Origin of the sequence: Pseudomonas sp. NPDC089395 (assembly GCF_044749525.1) — a bacterium.
GTDB lineage: Bacteria > Pseudomonadota > Gammaproteobacteria > Pseudomonadales > Pseudomonadaceae > Aquipseudomonas.
This window is the reverse complement of sequence record NZ_JBIVID010000001.1, coordinates 814200-829525: the sequence shown is the minus strand read 5'-3', so window position 1 is coordinate 829525 and position 15326 is coordinate 814200. Positions and strand designations below refer to the sequence as shown.

16 protein-coding genes are annotated in these 15326 nt (G+C 64.4%); 3 read left to right on the top strand and 13 right to left on the bottom strand.

What is annotated here, in order from left to right:
• Positions 1-3: 3 nt before the first annotated feature.
• From ccmE to ccmA, 5 genes are read right to left on the bottom strand one after another with little or no spacing between them, the layout of a single operon-like run.
• The gene (gene ccmE, locus ACIPZG_RS03865; RefSeq protein WP_400710361.1) at positions 4-447 is read right to left on the bottom strand and encodes a cytochrome c maturation protein CcmE; all 444 of its coding nucleotides are present in this window, start codon (positions 445-447) and stop codon (positions 4-6) included.
• Entirely contained in the window at positions 444-620 is a 177-nt protein-coding gene (gene ccmD, locus ACIPZG_RS03860; RefSeq protein ID WP_008096275.1) for a heme exporter protein CcmD, read from the bottom strand. Before ccmD ends, ccmE begins: the two co-directional genes overlap by 4 nt.
• Positions 620-1384: a heme ABC transporter permease gene (locus ACIPZG_RS03855; protein WP_008096272.1), complete on the bottom strand. Its 765-nt coding sequence runs from the start codon at positions 1382-1384 to the stop codon at positions 620-622. The genes ccmD and ACIPZG_RS03855 overlap by 1 nt, the downstream gene beginning before the upstream one ends.
• 46 nt (positions 1385-1430) lie before the next feature.
• Positions 1431-2099 (bottom strand): heme exporter protein CcmB, encoded by a 669-nt coding sequence (gene ccmB / locus ACIPZG_RS03850; protein WP_008096270.1) that lies wholly within the window; start codon positions 2097-2099, stop codon positions 1431-1433.
• Positions 2096-2728, bottom strand: coding sequence for a cytochrome c biogenesis heme-transporting ATPase CcmA (ccmA, locus tag ACIPZG_RS03845; protein WP_400641822.1), 633 nt, complete (start codon positions 2726-2728; stop codon positions 2096-2098). The genes ccmB and ccmA overlap by 4 nt, the downstream gene beginning before the upstream one ends.
• Before the next feature lie 129 nt (positions 2729-2857).
• On the opposite strand from ccmA, the gene ACIPZG_RS03840 reads away from it, so the two are divergent.
• The 3 genes from ACIPZG_RS03840 to ACIPZG_RS03830 are packed head-to-tail and all read left to right on the top strand — an operon-like array spanning position 2858 to position 7545.
• Positions 2858-4396: a flagellar hook-length control protein FliK gene (locus ACIPZG_RS03840; protein WP_400710358.1), complete on the top strand. Its 1539-nt coding sequence runs from the start codon at positions 2858-2860 to the stop codon at positions 4394-4396.
• On the top strand, positions 4393-4737 hold the full coding sequence (locus ACIPZG_RS03835) for an EscU/YscU/HrcU family type III secretion system export apparatus switch protein (protein ID WP_400710355.1): 345 nt from the start codon (positions 4393-4395) through the stop codon (positions 4735-4737). Before ACIPZG_RS03840 ends, ACIPZG_RS03835 begins: the two co-directional genes overlap by 4 nt.
• A 60-nt stretch (positions 4738-4797) precedes the next feature.
• Entirely contained in the window at positions 4798-7545 is a 2748-nt protein-coding gene (locus ACIPZG_RS03830) for a dermonecrotic toxin domain-containing protein (RefSeq protein ID WP_400710352.1), read from the top strand.
• 38 nt (positions 7546-7583) lie between these two features.
• Here ACIPZG_RS03830 and ACIPZG_RS03825 read toward each other — a convergent pair whose 3' ends face one another.
• The 8 genes from ACIPZG_RS03825 to ACIPZG_RS03790 form a co-directional block, all read right to left on the bottom strand.
• Positions 7584-7979, bottom strand: coding sequence for a DUF2802 domain-containing protein (locus tag ACIPZG_RS03825; protein WP_400710349.1), 396 nt, complete (start codon positions 7977-7979; stop codon positions 7584-7586).
• A 1-nt stretch (position 7980) separates the two neighbouring features.
• Positions 7981-8460 carry a chemotaxis protein CheW gene (locus ACIPZG_RS03820; RefSeq protein ID WP_008096258.1) on the bottom strand — a complete coding sequence of 160 codons (480 nt, stop codon included), beginning with the start codon at positions 8458-8460 and terminating at the stop codon, positions 7981-7983.
• A gap of 42 nt (positions 8461-8502) precedes the next feature.
• Positions 8503-9372: a CheW domain-containing protein gene (locus ACIPZG_RS03815; protein WP_400710346.1), complete on the bottom strand. Its 870-nt coding sequence runs from the start codon at positions 9370-9372 to the stop codon at positions 8503-8505.
• A complete protein-coding gene (locus ACIPZG_RS03810) occupies positions 9369-10160 on the bottom strand; it encodes a ParA family protein (protein WP_008096256.1) in 792 nt (263 codons plus the stop codon). The genes ACIPZG_RS03815 and ACIPZG_RS03810 overlap by 4 nt, the downstream gene beginning before the upstream one ends.
• A gap of 177 nt (positions 10161-10337) precedes the next feature.
• Entirely contained in the window at positions 10338-11195 is an 858-nt protein-coding gene (gene motD, locus ACIPZG_RS03805) for a flagellar motor protein MotD (RefSeq protein WP_400710343.1), read from the bottom strand.
• 3 nt (positions 11196-11198) lie between these two features.
• The gene (locus ACIPZG_RS03800) at positions 11199-11939 is read right to left on the bottom strand and encodes a flagellar motor protein (RefSeq protein ID WP_008096251.1); all 741 of its coding nucleotides are present in this window, start codon (positions 11937-11939) and stop codon (positions 11199-11201) included.
• Positions 11939-13060 (bottom strand): chemotaxis response regulator protein-glutamate methylesterase, encoded by a 1122-nt coding sequence (locus tag ACIPZG_RS03795; RefSeq protein WP_400710340.1) that lies wholly within the window; start codon positions 13058-13060, stop codon positions 11939-11941. The genes ACIPZG_RS03800 and ACIPZG_RS03795 overlap by 1 nt, the downstream gene beginning before the upstream one ends.
• Before the next feature lie 47 nt (positions 13061-13107).
• Positions 13108-15321 (bottom strand): chemotaxis protein CheA, encoded by a 2214-nt coding sequence (locus tag ACIPZG_RS03790; protein ID WP_400710337.1) that lies wholly within the window; start codon positions 15319-15321, stop codon positions 13108-13110.
• Positions 15322-15326: the final 5 nt, after the last annotated feature.

Genomic DNA, 15326 nt, shown 5'->3' with positions numbered 1-15326 from the left:
CGTTCATGGCTTGGCCTCCGCCTGGCCGCTTTCCTTCAAGGCCTTGGTGACTTCAGGCGGCATGTACTTCTCGTCGTGCTTGGCCAGCACCTCGTCGGCCACCACCACGCCTTCGCCATTGACCTTGCCCAGGGCGACGATGCCCTGTCCTTCACGGAACAGGTCCGGGAGGATGCCGCGGTAGGTGATCGGCACCGACTTGTTGAAGTCGGTGACCACGAAGCGCACGTCGAGCGAGTCGGCCGAGCGCTGCACCGAGCCCTTCTCGACCATGCCGCCCGCGCGAATGCGTGTGTCCTGCGGTGCCTCGCCATTGGCGATCTGGGTGGGGGTGTAGAACAGGTTGATGTTCTGCTGCAGGGCGCTCAAGGCAAAGCCGACGGCCACCGCGACCCCGGCCAGCAGGCCGAGGATCAGGAACAGGCGTTTCTTGCGCTGCGGATTCACAGGTTGTTCTCCCGGCGCAGACGGCGCGCCTCTTCTTGCAGGTAGCGACGGCGGGCCAGCATGGGCGCTGCGACATTGACCGCCAGCACCGTCAGGCAGATGCCATAGGCCGACCAGACGTACAGGCCATGGTGGCCCATGGCGAGAAAATCGCCGAATGAAGAAAAGCTCATCACGCGGCCCTCCGACCCAGGCTGTTCAACACTTCATCCTTGACCCAACTGGTACGCGCCTCGCGCTTGAGCACTTCAAGGCGCATGCGCAGCAACAGCACCGCGCCGAAGAAGCAATAGAAGCCCAGTGCCGTGCACAGCAGCGGCAGCCACATTTCGACTGGCATGGCGGGCTTTTCGGTGAGGGTGAAGGTGGCCCCCTGGTGCAGGGTGTTCCACCACTCCACCGAGTACTTGATGATCGGAATGTTGATCACACCGACGATGGCCAGCACCGCGCAGGCCTTGGCCGCGCTGTCACGGTTGGTGATGGCCTGGCCCAGGGCAATGATGCCGAAATACAGGAACAACAGGATCAGCATCGAGGTCAGGCGTGCATCCCAGACCCACCAGCTGCCCCAGGTCGGTTTGCCCCAGATCGCCCCGGTAACCAGTGCCACAGCGGTCATCCAGGCGCCGATGGGGGCCGCGCATTGCAGGGCGACGTCGGCCAGCTTCATCTTCCATACCAGCCCGACCACCCCGGCCACCGCCAGCAGCACGTAGCACGATTGGGCGAGCATGGCCGCCGGCACGTGGATGTAGATGATGCGGAAACTGTTGCCTTGCTGATAGTCCTCTGGGGCGAAGGCCAGGCCCCAGATCACGCCGGTGGCCAGCAGCAGGATGGCGGAGACGGTCAGCCACGGCAGCATGCGGCCGCTGATGGCATAGAACCATTTGGGGGAACCCAGTTTGTGGAACCACGTCCAGCTCATTTTCATCAGGGTACATCCAGGGTATTAGCCGGGCTTGAAAGCCCGGGACTCGTTATTCGCCGACGCTGATCTTCAGGCCGGCCGCTATCGCAAAGGGTGCCAGGGTTACCGCCAAGGCAGTCAGGCTCGCCAGCCACAGCAGATGGCCGGTAGCCGGCATATTCTGCAACGCCGCCTGCAACGCACCACTGCCCAGGATCAATACAGGGATATACAACGGCAGAATCAGCAACGCCAGCAGCAAACCACCGCGCTTGAGACCGACCGTCAGCGCCGCGCCGACCGCGCCCAGCAGGCTCAACACCGGCGTACCCAGCAACAGTGAGCCAAGCAACACCGGCAGGCAATGGCTCGGCAAGCCCAGCATCAGCGCCAGCAGTGGCGCCAACAATACCAGTGCCAGGCCAGAAAAGATCCAGTGCGCCAACACCTTGGCCAGCACCAGCATGGCCAAGGGGTGTGGCGACAGCACCCACTGCTCCAGCGAGCCATCCTCGAAATCGCTGCGAAACAGGCCATCGAGCGACAGCAGCACGGCCAGCAGCGCCGCGACCCAGACCAGTCCCGGTGACAAGGTTTGCAACAATTGGCTTTCTGGGCCTACCGCCAACGGGAACAACGCCACGACGATGGCGAAGAATACCAACGGGTTGGCCAGCTCGGCCGGGCGGCGGAACAGCAGGCGCGCTTCGCGGCGCAACAACAGGATGAATACGCTCATGCTGCCCATTGCCCCAGGTTGAGTTCACGGTAACCGGAGGGCTTGCGTTCCAGGGTGTGGTGGGTGGTCAGCACCACCGTACCGCCCTGCTCGCAATGGGCCGCCAGGTGCGCTTCGAGCTGCGCCACGCCTTGCTTGTCGAGCGCAGTGAAGGGTTCATCGAGGATCCACAGCGGCGGGCTGGCCAGGTGCAGACGGGCCAGCGCCACGCGGCGCTGCTGGCCGGCCGACAAGGTATGGCAAGGTACATCTTCGAAACCGCGCAGGCCAACGGCTTCAAGCGCCGACCAGATTGCATCGCGGCTGGCCGGCTGGTGCAGGGCACAGAGCCAGGTGAGGTTCTCCTCGGCAGTGAGCAGGTCCTTGATGCCCGCCGCGTGGCCGATCCACAGCAGGATGCTGGCCAGCGCATGGCGCTGCTCGGCCAAGGGCTGGCCGCCCAGCAGGATCTGCCCGGCAGTGGGTTGCATCAGCCCGGCCAGCAGGCGCAGCAGGCTGGTCTTGCCGCTGCCGTTGGGGCCGCTGATCTGCAGCATGTCGCCGGGCCGCAGTTCGAAATGCAGGTGCTCGAACAGCAGGCGCCAGTCGCGCTCGCAGGCCAGGCCCACGGCTTGGAGGTGAAAGGTCACGGTTTCGCCTTATGCAGTGTCTCAAGTCGCCCGGCTCGCTGCCGTTACAGTGGCAATGGCGGACGGCCGGCATTATTACATGCGCGGCCTCGCTGCCAAGAGGGCGGGCTCGACAGGTTGTATACAATCATGACTGAAATCAATAGTCTCGGCGCACAAACCGCGGTCAATTCCCAGGCGATCAAGGCGGCGATGACTGGCGAGCTGCTCAACCTGACCCAGGCGCAGCCCGGCCTGCTCAAGCCAGGCGAGACCGCGCAGGCCGAGGTGTTGACGCTGAAACAGAGCGGCAGCGAGTTCCAGCTGGTGCTGCGGCTTCTCCAGGCCAACGGCAACCAGGCCCAGGTGCAGGCCAGTGCCAGCCAACCGCTTGCCCCCGGCAGCCAGGTCACGGTCAGCCAGCCGCAAAGCAATCGCCTGGCCGTGATGGTGCAACAGGCCAATGCCAGCAACGTCGCCACCCTGACCCAGCTCGATACCGGCAAAGTCCCGGTCGGCACCCTGCTCCAGGGCAAGGTGCTGACCAGCCAGTGGCTGCAGAACCCAGGCGCAGCGGCCACCTATCGCTCGCTGGTCAGCCTGCTCAACACCGCCCTGGCCGGCGCGACCCTGACCCTCGACAGCCCTCGCCCCTTGGCCGTCGGCAGCCTGCTCAGCGCCTTGGTGCAGGGTGATCAATCGCTACGTTTCGTGCCCTTGAGCGGGCGCCAGGAGCAACTGAACATCACCCAGCAACTGGCCAGCCAACAGGGGCGACAAGCTTCCCTCACGGGGCTGCTCGATGCGCTGCAGCAGTTGGCCCGCAGCGGCGATGGCGAATTGCGCGGCAGCGCCGAACGCCTGCTGGCCAGCCTGCCGGATGCCCGTCAACTGGGGGATGCCAAGGGCCTCGCCCAGGCGCTGAACAACAGTGGTGCGTTTCTCGAAGCCAAGTTGCTGGGCGGGCTGGCGACGGGCGCGGACATCAAAGCCCAGTTGCTGCGTCTAGTGGGGCAAGCGTCAGGGAATGGCGCGCCAGCCTTCAACAATCTTTCGACCCTGGCCCAGGTCATGCCAGCCATGGCCCGCAGCGCCTTGGGCATGCTCAAGCGCGCTACTCCACTGCAACCACCTGGCGCCTTTCCGCTACCCTCGCGGCTGCTGCAGGCGATGGAAAACGAAGGCGACCTGCAACAACTGCTGCGCCTGGCCGCTGCTGCTGTGTCGCGCCTGCAAAGCCACGCACTGAGCAGCCTGCAACAGACCGGCACGCTGGAAAACGGCAACCTGCAGACCACCTGGCAAACCGAAATTCCGGTTCGTCACGGCCAGGAGTTCATCCCGCTGCAAGCCAAACTGCAGCGCGAAGAGACTCCGGAGCAGCAAGCCGACCCCAGGCGCGAACAACGCGACCCGCTGGAATCGCTGTGGCGCATCGAACTGGCCTTCGACCTGCCACCGCTGGGGCCGCTGCAGGTCCAGGCACAGTTGAGCCAGGGCCGCCTCAGCGGCCAGCTATGGGCAGAAATCCCCAACACCGCGCGCCTGATCGACAGCCAATTGGGCACCTTGCGCGAACGCCTGCTGGCCCGGGGCCTGGAGGTCGGCGACCTGGCCTGCCACCCTGGCACGCCGCCACAAGGCCCGCGCACTCGCCTCGAACAACGCTGGGTGGACGAAACCGCATGACCGACAGTCTCCCCCGCCAGGCGATTGCCCTGACCTACGACGGCCAACAGGCCCCCACCTTGAGCGCCAAGGGCGACGACGCGCTGGCCGAGGCCATACTCGCCATTGCCCGCGAACACGAAGTGCCGATCTACGAAAACGCCGAGCTGGTGCGCCTGCTGGCGCGCCTGGAACTGGGCGAGCAGATACCCGAGGCGCTGTACCTGACCATCGCCGAAATCATTGCCTTCGCCTGGCACTTGCGCGGCAAGGTGCCCGCCGGCTTCAACGATCAGGCCAGTGACCCGCGTGACATCACGCCGCCACTGCTGCGCCTGCCGCCCAGCTCTAGCACTATGTAGCACCTGGCTCTGGGGTTGGCACTGAACCCTTGCGTTCCCTTTACGCAACAGGTGAATCCCATGCCAACGACTTATGTCAACGCAGCCGGTGTGCAATTGGTGCGCGACCTGCTCGCCCATGTTCCCAGGCCCGACCGCGAAGCCAGCCGCCGCATCGGCGAGTGGGCCCGCAGCACCCAGGGGCTGGAGCTCGACCCCGACAAGACCGATGTGGTCACGCTGCACTACCGTGGCCAGCAGGCGGTTGTCGCAAGCAAGATGTCGCTGACCCAGGCCATGCTCTCGAACTGGCAAGGCGAATCGAACAACAATCTGATCGGTGGATTGATCGGCGCACCCTGGGCCGGCTATTTCCCAGAAGGACAGCTGCAGATCGTCGATGCCCTGCCGCCTGCCGACCGGTTGTCCAATGGCGCTGCGTATTCAGTCTTCAATGGCCTGTTCCGCAGGACCGACCCCCTCGTCTACGACGCCAGCACCCACCTGCCGATTCGCGCAGAAGCCTTGCAGCAGTTCATCTGGAAGCTGGATTTCCACACCGGCTTCAAAACCATGCTCGATGACTACTGGGGCCAGCACCTGGCCGATCACCGCCTGGCCGCGAAAATCAGCTTCGTCGCGGCTTGCAACAAGCAAGTCGGCCAAGGCTCGCTCAGCGAAGCGGGACGCGAGCTGGCCTGGCAGGCCGCAGGGCTGTCGAAACGCTCGCCGGGGCTGAAAATCCGCCCACTGAACATCTATGGCTACGTCGCCACCGATGTGCTGTGTATCGCTGACCGCACAGGGCCAACGGTGCTGTTGTATCTGCCGGGCAATGCCTCGCCGCTGCACGCGTTCGACGGCATGGGCGCGATGAAGGACTGGGTAGCCCAGCAATGCCGAAGCGCCGACACACGTGAAGCGCTACGCAGCCACTTCCGCCTCGCCGACATCCCTGACGGCCTGGATTTCAGCGGCCTGGACACCGCGCTGGATGGCCTGGCGGCCTACCCCGGCATTCACCATCGCTCGCCCAACCGGCCTGGCTTCACCACCGATGGCCGCTGGGCGCCTGCCGACTACGTGAACTACCGCGTCGACAAGTACAGCCCATCCGTTCGCGGTGACCTGTTCCAGGCGATGAGCGAGTACCAGCGCCAACGCAGTCATGACGACGCCGATTTCATCATCACCAGCGACAGCGAGGTGACCAAAGCGAAGTGGAAAGGCTACGTGGCAACCTCCCTCAATCTGCTTGCGCCACTGGCCCTGCTGGTGCCCGAGCTGGCCCCTTTGTTCGCCATCGGCGGCATCGCCCAGTTCGGCCTTGGCCTCGACCAGGCCATCCATGGCAAATCGCTGGATGCCAAGGTCGAGGGTGTGAACACCCTGGAATTCGGTCTGCTCAATGCCTTGCCGCTGGCAGTGGCCAGCGGGCTGAAGGCGAGCGAGCTGTTCACCCTCAAGCGCGACGGTTTCGTCTTCCCCCGATGGATCAACGAGCAATGGGGCTACCCGCTGAGTCCGGTATCGCCCCCGCATTTACCCGAACTGGAGATCGCCGACTACTTCATCGCGGATGACAGCATCAGGCCATTGCCCGGTGGCGACCCAGCCGTTGCGGCATCGATCATCCGCCAGCCACAGTTCAACGGTGAAGCGGATCAATTGATCGCCTCCAGCGGTGGTTATGGCTTCAACGTGATCTATGACCTTGAGCGCGATGCCTTCATCGCCGAAGACGACATCAACGCCGTAAGCCCAACGTTCTACATTGCGATGGAGGGCCGAAAGGATCTGGTTGCCATCGACGCCATGGCACGCCCGGTCACCCATCAGATGCGCATGAACACCTTGCGTTCACTGGGCGTCGATCTGCCATTGCCGTTGGAAATACCCGTGCTGGACAGCGCACAGTTGCGGCCGATCCCGAAAAAGATCTCCTCGATCTGGGTAGGCGACAAGGTGATCGATGCCAAGCTCGTGGATAACCTCGCCGCCAATGCGCGGCGCCTGGCCAACAGCGAGTACCGCTACCGTCTGTTCCTGTCCAAGGCATCGCCCTCGGCGTTCGAGGCCAACAGCCGCTTGCTGGCCGAGCAGGCACCAGGCCTGGAAGTGCTCACGCTGGAGGAGCAACCGTTCTATCATTCATTCAAGGAAAGCCCGTATTTCGCACAGTACCGGCATGCGATCGACGGCAATGGTGGCGTTGCCTGCAATTTCTCGTCGGCATCCGATGTACTGCGCTATCCATTGCTGGACCATGAAGGCGGGCTTTACATGGATACCGATGACACCTTGCTCAGTGCCCATGAGGATCCCCTGCGCGACCCCGAGCAGCAGACACCCGAGGACGTGGCGGCAATTGATACCCTGGTGCTGACCACCACACCCGAAGGCCTGCTGCTGCCCCCGCCCATGAGCAACCAGCGCCTGGACATGCAATGGGAATACAACACCAGCCTGATCGGCAGCCATCCTGATAATCCGACCCTGCGGGTGATTTCCGAGGAAATGCGCACACGCTACCTGGCTGATCCTGAGTTCTATGACAGCAGGCCAAGCTTCAGGGACGACCCTGCAGGCTCCAATCGCTATTCAGCGCGACTGAATCGAATGACCGGCCCCCAAGTACTGACTTCTGTGGTCGACCAGCGCCTGCCCAATCTGCGAACGTTGCGCCAGGTCTTCAACCTGTATGCGATGAAACGGCTGAACAGCTGGATGTTCGTGCCCCAGGATACCTTCCAGCAAGCCTGGCGCAGCCAGCTGCCATTGGGGCGCATCGCCAGGACGGGCGGCAACAACTCCTGGGCCAACACCTGAGGCATCGTCCGGGCCGCCGCGCGTCCCGGACACCGACCTCAATCGCTACGGTGCAGCTTGCTCATCAACTCCGCCTCGGCCCGGGTCAGCCCACAGGTTTCGGTCAGCTCCGACACGCTCGCGCCCATGCCCACCAGCCGGGCGGCCTGGGTGAAGGTGACATTGCTCGGGTCGCGCTGCTCCAGCCGTTCCAGGCGGTCAGGCAGGGTCGCCAGCGTCGTGCGCAATTCATGGATGGCCTCGCCCATGCGCACCGTGCCGTTCTGGTAGTCTTCCAGGCTTTTTGCCAGGTCCTTGATGCGCTGGTCACGCAGCGCATCACCGATCGCCTGCTGGGCAGCCAATTCTCGTTGGCGCTTGCTGTAGTTGAGGAAGAACCACAGGCTCAGCGCCCACAGCAGCGCCAGTAAGATGACAGCAACCTCGAAAATCAACTCAGATGTTCTCCAGCTCGGACCACTCTTCCTCGGTCATCATCTTGTCCAGCTCGACCAGGATCAGCAGCTCGCCGTTCTTGTTGCACACGCCCTGGATGAACTTGGCCGACTCATCGTTGCCGACGTTCGGTGCGGTTTCGATCTCCGACTGGCGCAGGTAGACCACCTCGGCCACGCTGTCGACCAGGATACCGACCACCTGCTTGTCCGCCTCGATGATGACGATGCGGGTGTTGTCGGTCACATCCGAAGGCATCAGACCAAAGCGCTGGCGGGTGTCGATCACCGTCACCACATTGCCGCGCAGGTTGATGATGCCCAGCACGTAGCTTGGCGCGCCCGGAACCGGGGCGATCTCGGTGTAGCGCAGCACCTCCTGCACCTGCATGACGTTGATGCCGTAGGACTCGTTGTCCAGACGGAAGGTTACCCATTGCAGGATCGGATCTTCGGAACCTTGTGCAGACGACTTTTTCATTCCCCTAGCCCTCAAATGCCGCCATTGGCGGTGTGTTCGCAGTTATTGGTGTTTGCCATGCATCTGCTTGACCGCGCCGCTGGCGATCAGCTCGGCCAGTTCGGCAACGTCCAGCAGTGCACACATGTGTTCGATGACCGTGCCGGCCAGCCACGGGCGCTGGCCACGCTGGCTGCGCCATTTGATCTCCGACGGGTCCAGGCGCAGCGAGCGGCTGACCTGGTGCACGGCCAGCCCCCATTCGTAGCCCTGCACCGAAATCACGTAGTTCAGGCCCTGGCGGAAGTCGTCGCGGTAGCGGTCGGGCATGACCCAGCGCGCGGTGTCCAGTACCTTGAGGTTGCCCGCCTGGCAGGTGAGGATGCCGAGAAACCAGTCCGGCTGGCCGAACAACGGCGTCAGTTCCTGCCCCTCCAGGCTGTAGATCGAGCCCAGGCACACCAGCGGCACCGCCAGGGTCAACCCGGCGACGTCGAACAGCAGGCACTCGAAGGGCTCGGTAGCCCAGGCCGGACGACCCTCCACCGTGGCAGGCGGCGACGGTACGTCCGCCGCCGGCAGGTGGACTTCGACCAGCGGCGCGACCGGCTCTGGCGCTTGCACCTCGGTCAGTACCGGGATGCTGGCTTCGGCCACCACTACCTGGGCCTCGACCACGGCCACCACCGGCTCTTCGACGGGCAGCACGGTCGGCAATACCCTCACGTGTGGCTCGGCGAAAGGCTTGGGCGCGATGCTCGCCACAGGTGCCGACGGCTGGGCGTCACGGGCCTGCTCCTCGCGCACGGCAGCGGCGAATTCGTCGCCCGGCGGCAGCTCAAGCACATCGTCGGCTTCGGTGGCTTCCTGCAGCAGGCCGTCCAGGTAAGACTGCAAGGCCATCTGTGGCCGGGTGCCGCTCTTCAAGGTCATGACACCACCTGCACTGCGCTCTTGTAGGTAAGCAGGTGCTTGAGCAGCGCCCGGTAGGCAATCACGCCACGGCTCTTGCCATCGAACTGCGACGGCGTGAGGCCGTTGCGGCTGGCATCGCGCAGGCGCGTATCGACCGGGATATAGCCCTGCCAAACCTGCTGTTCATAGGCATCGCGCAGCACCTTGAGCGTGCCCAGGGAGGCCTGGGTACGGCGATCGAACAAGGTCGGCACGATTTGATAAGGCAAGGCCTGCTTGCGCGAGCGGTTGATCATGGCCAGGGTGCCGATCATGCGTTCCAGGCCCTTGACCGCCAGGAACTCGGTCTGCACAGGGATCACCAGCTGCTGGCTGGCCGCCAGGGCATTGACCATCAGCACGCCGAGCAGCGGCGGGCTGTCGATCAAGGCGAAGTCGAAATCCTGCCAAAGCTGCGCCAGACTCTTGGCGATCACCAGGCCCAGGCCACTTTGCCCCGGCGACTGGCGCTCCAGCACCGCCAGTGCGGTGCTCGACGGCAGCAGCGAGATACGTTCGTCGCTGGTGGGCAGCAACAGCTGCCCGGGCAAGCCCTGCGGCACCTGCCCCTTGTGCAGGAACAGGTCGTAGCAGCTGTGCTCCAGGGTATCGGGGTTGTGCCCGAAGTAGCTGGTCATCGAGCCATGCGGGTCGAGGTCGACGACGACCACGCGCTTGCCCGCCTCGGCCAGCAAACCGGCCAGGGCGATGGTGGTGGTGGTCTTGCCGACCCCGCCTTTTTGATTGGCTACTGCCCAGACTCTCATAAGGACAACTCTTGACTCATTGATTTAGCGCCGACCCTTGTGGGAGCGGGCTTGTCCCGCGAACACGGGCATAGCCCGTGCCATCCACAGAGGTCCCTGCTTCGCGGGGCAAGCCCGCTCCCACAGGGACCGCGCTCTTCCAAGCAAGACAGTATGCGGTGACAGAGAATTGACGAGTTATTGCCCCGCCCCCGTTGCTGGCGTTGCCGGTGCACTTTGTGTGCCAGCACGCCGCAGGGCGGCGTCCGGGCTGGCGTTGGCACTGCCGGTTGCGGTCAGGCTGCGGCGCACTTCAAGGTTGCGTGAGATCACCAGCACCACCCGACGGTTACGGGCGCGGCCTTCGGCGGTGTCGTTGCCGGCCACCGGCTGGTACTCGCCATAGCCCACCGAGGCCATGCGCGCCGGGCTCACCCCGTTCATGGCCAGCAGGCGGACGATGCTCGCCGCACGTGCCGACGACAGCTCCCAGTTGGTCGGGTACTGCGCCGTGCGAATCGGCAGGTTGTCGGTGAAGCCTTCGACGTGCACCGGGTTGGCGAACGGCTTGAGGATGTGCGCCACCTTCTCGATGATGGCGAACGCCTTGTCGCTGGGCATGGCGTCACCGCTGCCGAACAGCAACGATGAGTTGAGTTCGATCTCGACCCACAGCTCGTTGCCGCGCACGGTCATCTGGTCGGACTTGATCAAGTCGCCAAAGGCGTCGCGCACGTCGTCGCTGATGGACTTGAGCGGGTCGACGCTGGTTTGCGAAAGGCCCGCGTCGGTCTGCTCGCTGTCCTTGATCAGCGGGTCGGCCGGTTTGACGCTGAGCGGCTGTTCATCGCCGATGGGGATCGGCTTCATGCTCCGCTCGGGGTCGTTGAATACCCCCAGCAGCGCTTGCGAGATGACCTTGTACTTGCCCTCGTTGATCGAGGAAATCGAGTACATGACCACGAAAAAGGCGAACAGCAAGGTGATGAAGTCGGCATACGACACCAGCCAGCGCTCATGATTCTCGTGTTCCTCGGTGTGACGACGGCGACGCATGGGTTACTCCATGAAGCCTTGCAGCTTCAGCTCGATCGAGCGCGGGTTCTCGCCTTCGGCAATCGACAGCAGGCCTTCGAGCAGCATTTCTCGGTAGCGCGACTGGCGCAGCACGATGGCCTTGAGCTTGTTGGCGATCGGCAGCAGGATCAGGTTGGCGCTGGCCACGCCGTAGATGGTGGCGACGAAGGCCACGGCGATGCCGTTGCCCAGCTGCGACGGGTCGGCCAGGTTGCCCATCACATGGATCAGGCCCATCACCGCGCCGATGATGCCGATGGTCGGCGCATAGCCGCCCATGCTCTCGAACACCTTGGCGGCTTGGATATCGCGGCCTTCCTGGGTCAGGAAGTCGACTTCGAGGATGCTGCGGATCGACTCCGGCTCGGCGCCATCGACCAGCAGCTGCAGGCCCTTGCGCGCATACGGGTCAGGCTCGGCATCGGCCACGCCTTCAAGGCCCAGAAGGCCTTCCTTGCGCGCCGTCAGGCTCCAGTTCACCACCCGGTCGATACCACCGGCCAGGTCCACCCGGGGCGGGAAGATGATCCAGCGCAGAATCTGCAGGGCGCGCTTGAACGACGACAGCGGCGCCTGCAGCAAGGCCGCCGCCAGGGTGCCGCCGAGCACGATCAACGCCGCCGGGCCATTGAGCAGCGCACCGACGTGGCCACCTTCGAGGAAATTGCCGCCGACGATGGCGACGAAGGCCAGGATCAGGCCAATCAGGCTAAGGACATCCATCAGACACAGGCCTCTACCAGGTGCTTGCCGATTTCGTCCAGGCTGTACACCGCATCGGCCAGGTTGGCCTTGACGATGGCCATGGGCATGCCATAGATCACGCAGCTGGCTTCATCCTGGGCCCACACGGTGCTGCCGCCCTGCTTGAGCAGGCGCGCGCCTTCACGGCCATCGGCGCCCATGCCGGTGAGCACCACCGAGAGCACCTTGTCGCCATACGACTTGGCCGCCGAACCGAAGGTGATGTCCACGCAGGGCTTGTAGTTGAGGCGCTCGTCGCCGGGCAGGATCTTCACCGTGCCGCGGCCGTCGACCATCATCTGCTTGCCACCGGGGGCCAGCAGCGCCAGGCCTGGGCGCAGCACATCGCCGTCCTCGGCTTCCTTGACGTTGATCCTGCACAGCTTGTCGAGGCGCTCGGCGAAGGCCTTGGTGAATGCCGCCGGCATGTGCTGGATCAGCACGATCGGTGCCGGGAAGTTGGCCGGCAGCTGGGTCAGCACCCGCTGCAGGGCCACCGGGCCGCCCGTGGAGGTGCCGATGGCCACCAGTTTGTAGGGCTTGCGCTTGGGGGCTGGCGAGTGAGCCTGCGCCGGTGCCGCCGCACGCGCAGGCAATGGCGCGCGCGCAGGTGCCGGGCTGGCCAGGCTGCTGGCCGGTGCAGGGGCGGCAGGTGCTGGCGGGGCGACCGGTGCGGGGCTTGCATAGCTGCCAAAGCGGCGGTTGCTGCGCGAAAGCGTGTGCACCTTCTCGCACAGCAACTGCTTGACCTTGTCCGGGTTGCGCGAGATGTCCTCGAAGTTCTTCGGCAGGTAATCCACCGCACCGGCGTCCAGCGCGTCGAGGGTGACCCGGGCGCCTTCGTGGGTCAGCGAAGAGAACATCAATACGGGCGTCGGGCAGCGCTGCATGATGTGCCGCACCGCGGTGATGCCATCCATCATGGGCATTTCGTAGTCCATGGTGATGACATCGGGCTTGAGCGCCAGTGCCTGGTCGATCGCTTCCCTGCCGTTGGTCGCGGTACCCACGACCTGGATCGTCGGATCCGCCGAGAGGATTTCCGAGACGCGGCGGCGGAAGAAACCGGAATCATCCACCACCAGGACCTTGACTGCCATAAACACTCCATTAGGCAGCGCAGCCCGCCAGGGTGCGCCACCGAAAATCAAATACGCCGTGCCGCGTAACGCTTGAGCATGCTCGGCACGTCGAGGATCAGCGCGATGCGACCGTCGCCGGTGATGGTGGCGCCGGACATGCCCGGGGTGCCCTGCAGCATCTTGCCCAGCGGCTTGATCACCACCTCTTCCTGGCCGACCAGCTGGTCGACCACGAAGCCGATGCGCTGGGTGCCCACCGACAGGATCACCACATGCCCCTCGCGCTGCTCTTCGTGCACCTGGCCCTGGACCAGCCAGCGCTTGAGGTAGAACAGCGGCAGCGCCTTGTCGCGCACGATCACCACTTCCTGGCCATCGACCACGTTGGTGCGCGACAGGTCGAGGTGGAAGATCTCGTTGACGTTGACCAGCGGGAAGGCGAACGCCTGGTTGCCCAGCATCACCATCAGGGTCGGCATGATCGCCAGGGTCAGCGGCACCTTGATGACGATCTTCGAACCCTGGCCTTTGGCCGAGAAGATGTTGATCGAACCGTTGAGCTGAGCAATCTTGGTCTTGACCACGTCCATGCCGACGCCACGGCCGGACACGTCGGAGATTTCGGTCTTGGTCGAGAAGCCCGGGGCGAAGATCAGGTTGTAGCAGTCCGACTCGCTCAGGCGCTCGGCGGCGTCCTTGTCCATCAGGCCTTTTTCCACCGCCTTGGCACGCAGGATATTGGGGTCCATACCCTTGCCGTCGTCGGAGATCGACAGCAGGATGTGATCGCCTTCCTGCTCGGCCGACAGCACCACGCGGCCGGTGCGGGCCTTGCCGGCGGCTTCGCGCTCATCGGGCATTTCCACGCCGTGGTCGACGGCGTTGCGCACCAGGTGCACCAGCGGGTCGGCCAAGGCCTCGACCAGGTTCTTGTCGAGGTCGGTCTCTTCGCCGACCAGCTCCAGGTTGATCTCTTTCTTGAGCTGGCGGGCCAGGTCGCGGACCAGGCGCGGGAAGCGGCCGAAGACTTTCTTGATCGGCTGCATGCGGGTCTTCATCACCGCGGTCTGCAGGTCGGCGGTGACCACGTCGAGGTTGGACACCGCCTTGGACATGGCTTCATCGCCGCTGTTCAGGCCCAGGCGTACCAGGCGGTTACGCACCAGCACCAGTTCGCCGACCATATTCATGATCTCGTCCAGGCGTGCGGTATCGACGCGCACTGTGGTTTCCGCTTCGCTGACCGCGTGCTTTTCGGCCGCAGGCGCAGCCGGACGGGGCGCTGCGGCAGGTTTGGCAGCGGCCGCAGGGGCAGCAGGCGTCGGAACCGGCTTGGCCACGGGCTGGCTTTCGGCCTTGGCAGCGACCGGTGCGGCAAGCGCAGCAGGCGCCTGGGCAGCGACGCTGTCACCGGAGAACTTGCCCTTGCCATGCAACTGGTCGAGCAGCGCCTCGAACTCGTGGTCGCTGATTTCGTCGCTGCTGGCTGGGGTCTCGCTGGCCACCGCCGCGACGCCAGGCAGCGCATCGGCCTGGAAGGTGCCCTTGCCATGCAGCTGATCGAGCAGCGACTCGAATTCCTCGTCGGTGATCTCGTCGCTCACCGGCGCACTGGCGGTGGCAACCTGCGGCTCGGCAGCGGCGACTTCGGGCGAAAACTGGCCCTTGCCGTGCAACTGGTCGAGCAGCGATTCGAACTCGGCGTCGGTGATTTCGTCGCCCGATCCACTGAGGGCCTCGCCTTGCAGTTGCTCGGCGGCAGCCTCGGCCTCGGCCTTGACCGCGTCGAGCGAGTCGAGCAGCTGCTCGAACTCACTGTCGGTGATGTCCGCCTCGGCAACGGGCGCCTCGACCACCGGCGCGGCCACGGCCGCTGGCGCCTCGACCCCGGCCGGCTCGGCCAGCCGCGACAGGGCCGCCAGCAGTTCTGGCGTGGCCGGGGTCACGTCATTGCGCTCGCGCACTTGGCCGAACATGCTGTTGACCGTATCCAGGGCCTCGAGCACCACATCCATCAGTTCCGCATCGACCCGGCGCTCACCTTTGCGCAGGATGTCGAACACGTTCTCGGCGATATGGCAGCACTCCACCAGCTCATTGAGCTGAAGGAAGCCGGCGCCCCCTTTTACAGTGTGGAAACCGCGAAAGATCGCATTGAGCAGGTCGGCATCGTCGGGCCGGCTTTCCAGCTCGACCAGTTGCTCGGACAGTTGCTCAAGAATTTCGCCGGCTTCTACCAGGAAATCCTGGAGGATTTCTTCATCGGCGCCGAAGCTCATCAAAC

Coding starts and splice junctions, on each gene's coding strand:
- ccmD (WP_008096275.1), bottom strand. CDS start 620: ATGAGCTTTTCTTCATTCGGCGATTTTCTCGCCATGGGCCACCATGGC.
- ACIPZG_RS03815 (WP_400710346.1), bottom strand. CDS start 9,372: ATGACCTTGAAGAGCGGCACCCGGCCACAGATGGCCTTGCAGTCTTAC.
- ACIPZG_RS03835 (WP_400710355.1), top strand. CDS start 4,393: ATGACCGACAGTCTCCCCCGCCAGGCGATTGCCCTGACCTACGACGGC.
- ACIPZG_RS03820 (WP_008096258.1), bottom strand. CDS start 8,460: ATGAAAAAGTCGTCTGCACAAGGTTCCGAAGATCCGATCCTGCAATGG.
- ACIPZG_RS03800 (WP_008096251.1), bottom strand. CDS start 11,939: ATGGATGTCCTTAGCCTGATTGGCCTGATCCTGGCCTTCGTCGCCATC.
- ACIPZG_RS03795 (WP_400710340.1), bottom strand. CDS start 13,060: ATGGCAGTCAAGGTCCTGGTGGTGGATGATTCCGGTTTCTTCCGCCGC.
- ACIPZG_RS03790 (WP_400710337.1), bottom strand. CDS start 15,321: ATGAGCTTCGGCGCCGATGAAGAAATCCTCCAGGATTTCCTGGTAGAA.
- ccmB (WP_008096270.1), bottom strand. CDS start 2,099: ATGAGCGTATTCATCCTGTTGTTGCGCCGCGAAGCGCGCCTGCTGTTC.
- ACIPZG_RS03830 (WP_400710352.1), top strand. CDS start 4,798: ATGCCAACGACTTATGTCAACGCAGCCGGTGTGCAATTGGTGCGCGAC.
- ACIPZG_RS03840 (WP_400710358.1), top strand. CDS start 2,858: ATGACTGAAATCAATAGTCTCGGCGCACAAACCGCGGTCAATTCCCAG.
- ACIPZG_RS03810 (WP_008096256.1), bottom strand. CDS start 10,160: ATGAGAGTCTGGGCAGTAGCCAATCAAAAAGGCGGGGTCGGCAAGACC.
- motD (WP_400710343.1), bottom strand. CDS start 11,195: ATGCGTCGCCGTCGTCACACCGAGGAACACGAGAATCATGAGCGCTGG.
- ACIPZG_RS03855 (WP_008096272.1), bottom strand. CDS start 1,384: ATGAAAATGAGCTGGACGTGGTTCCACAAACTGGGTTCCCCCAAATGG.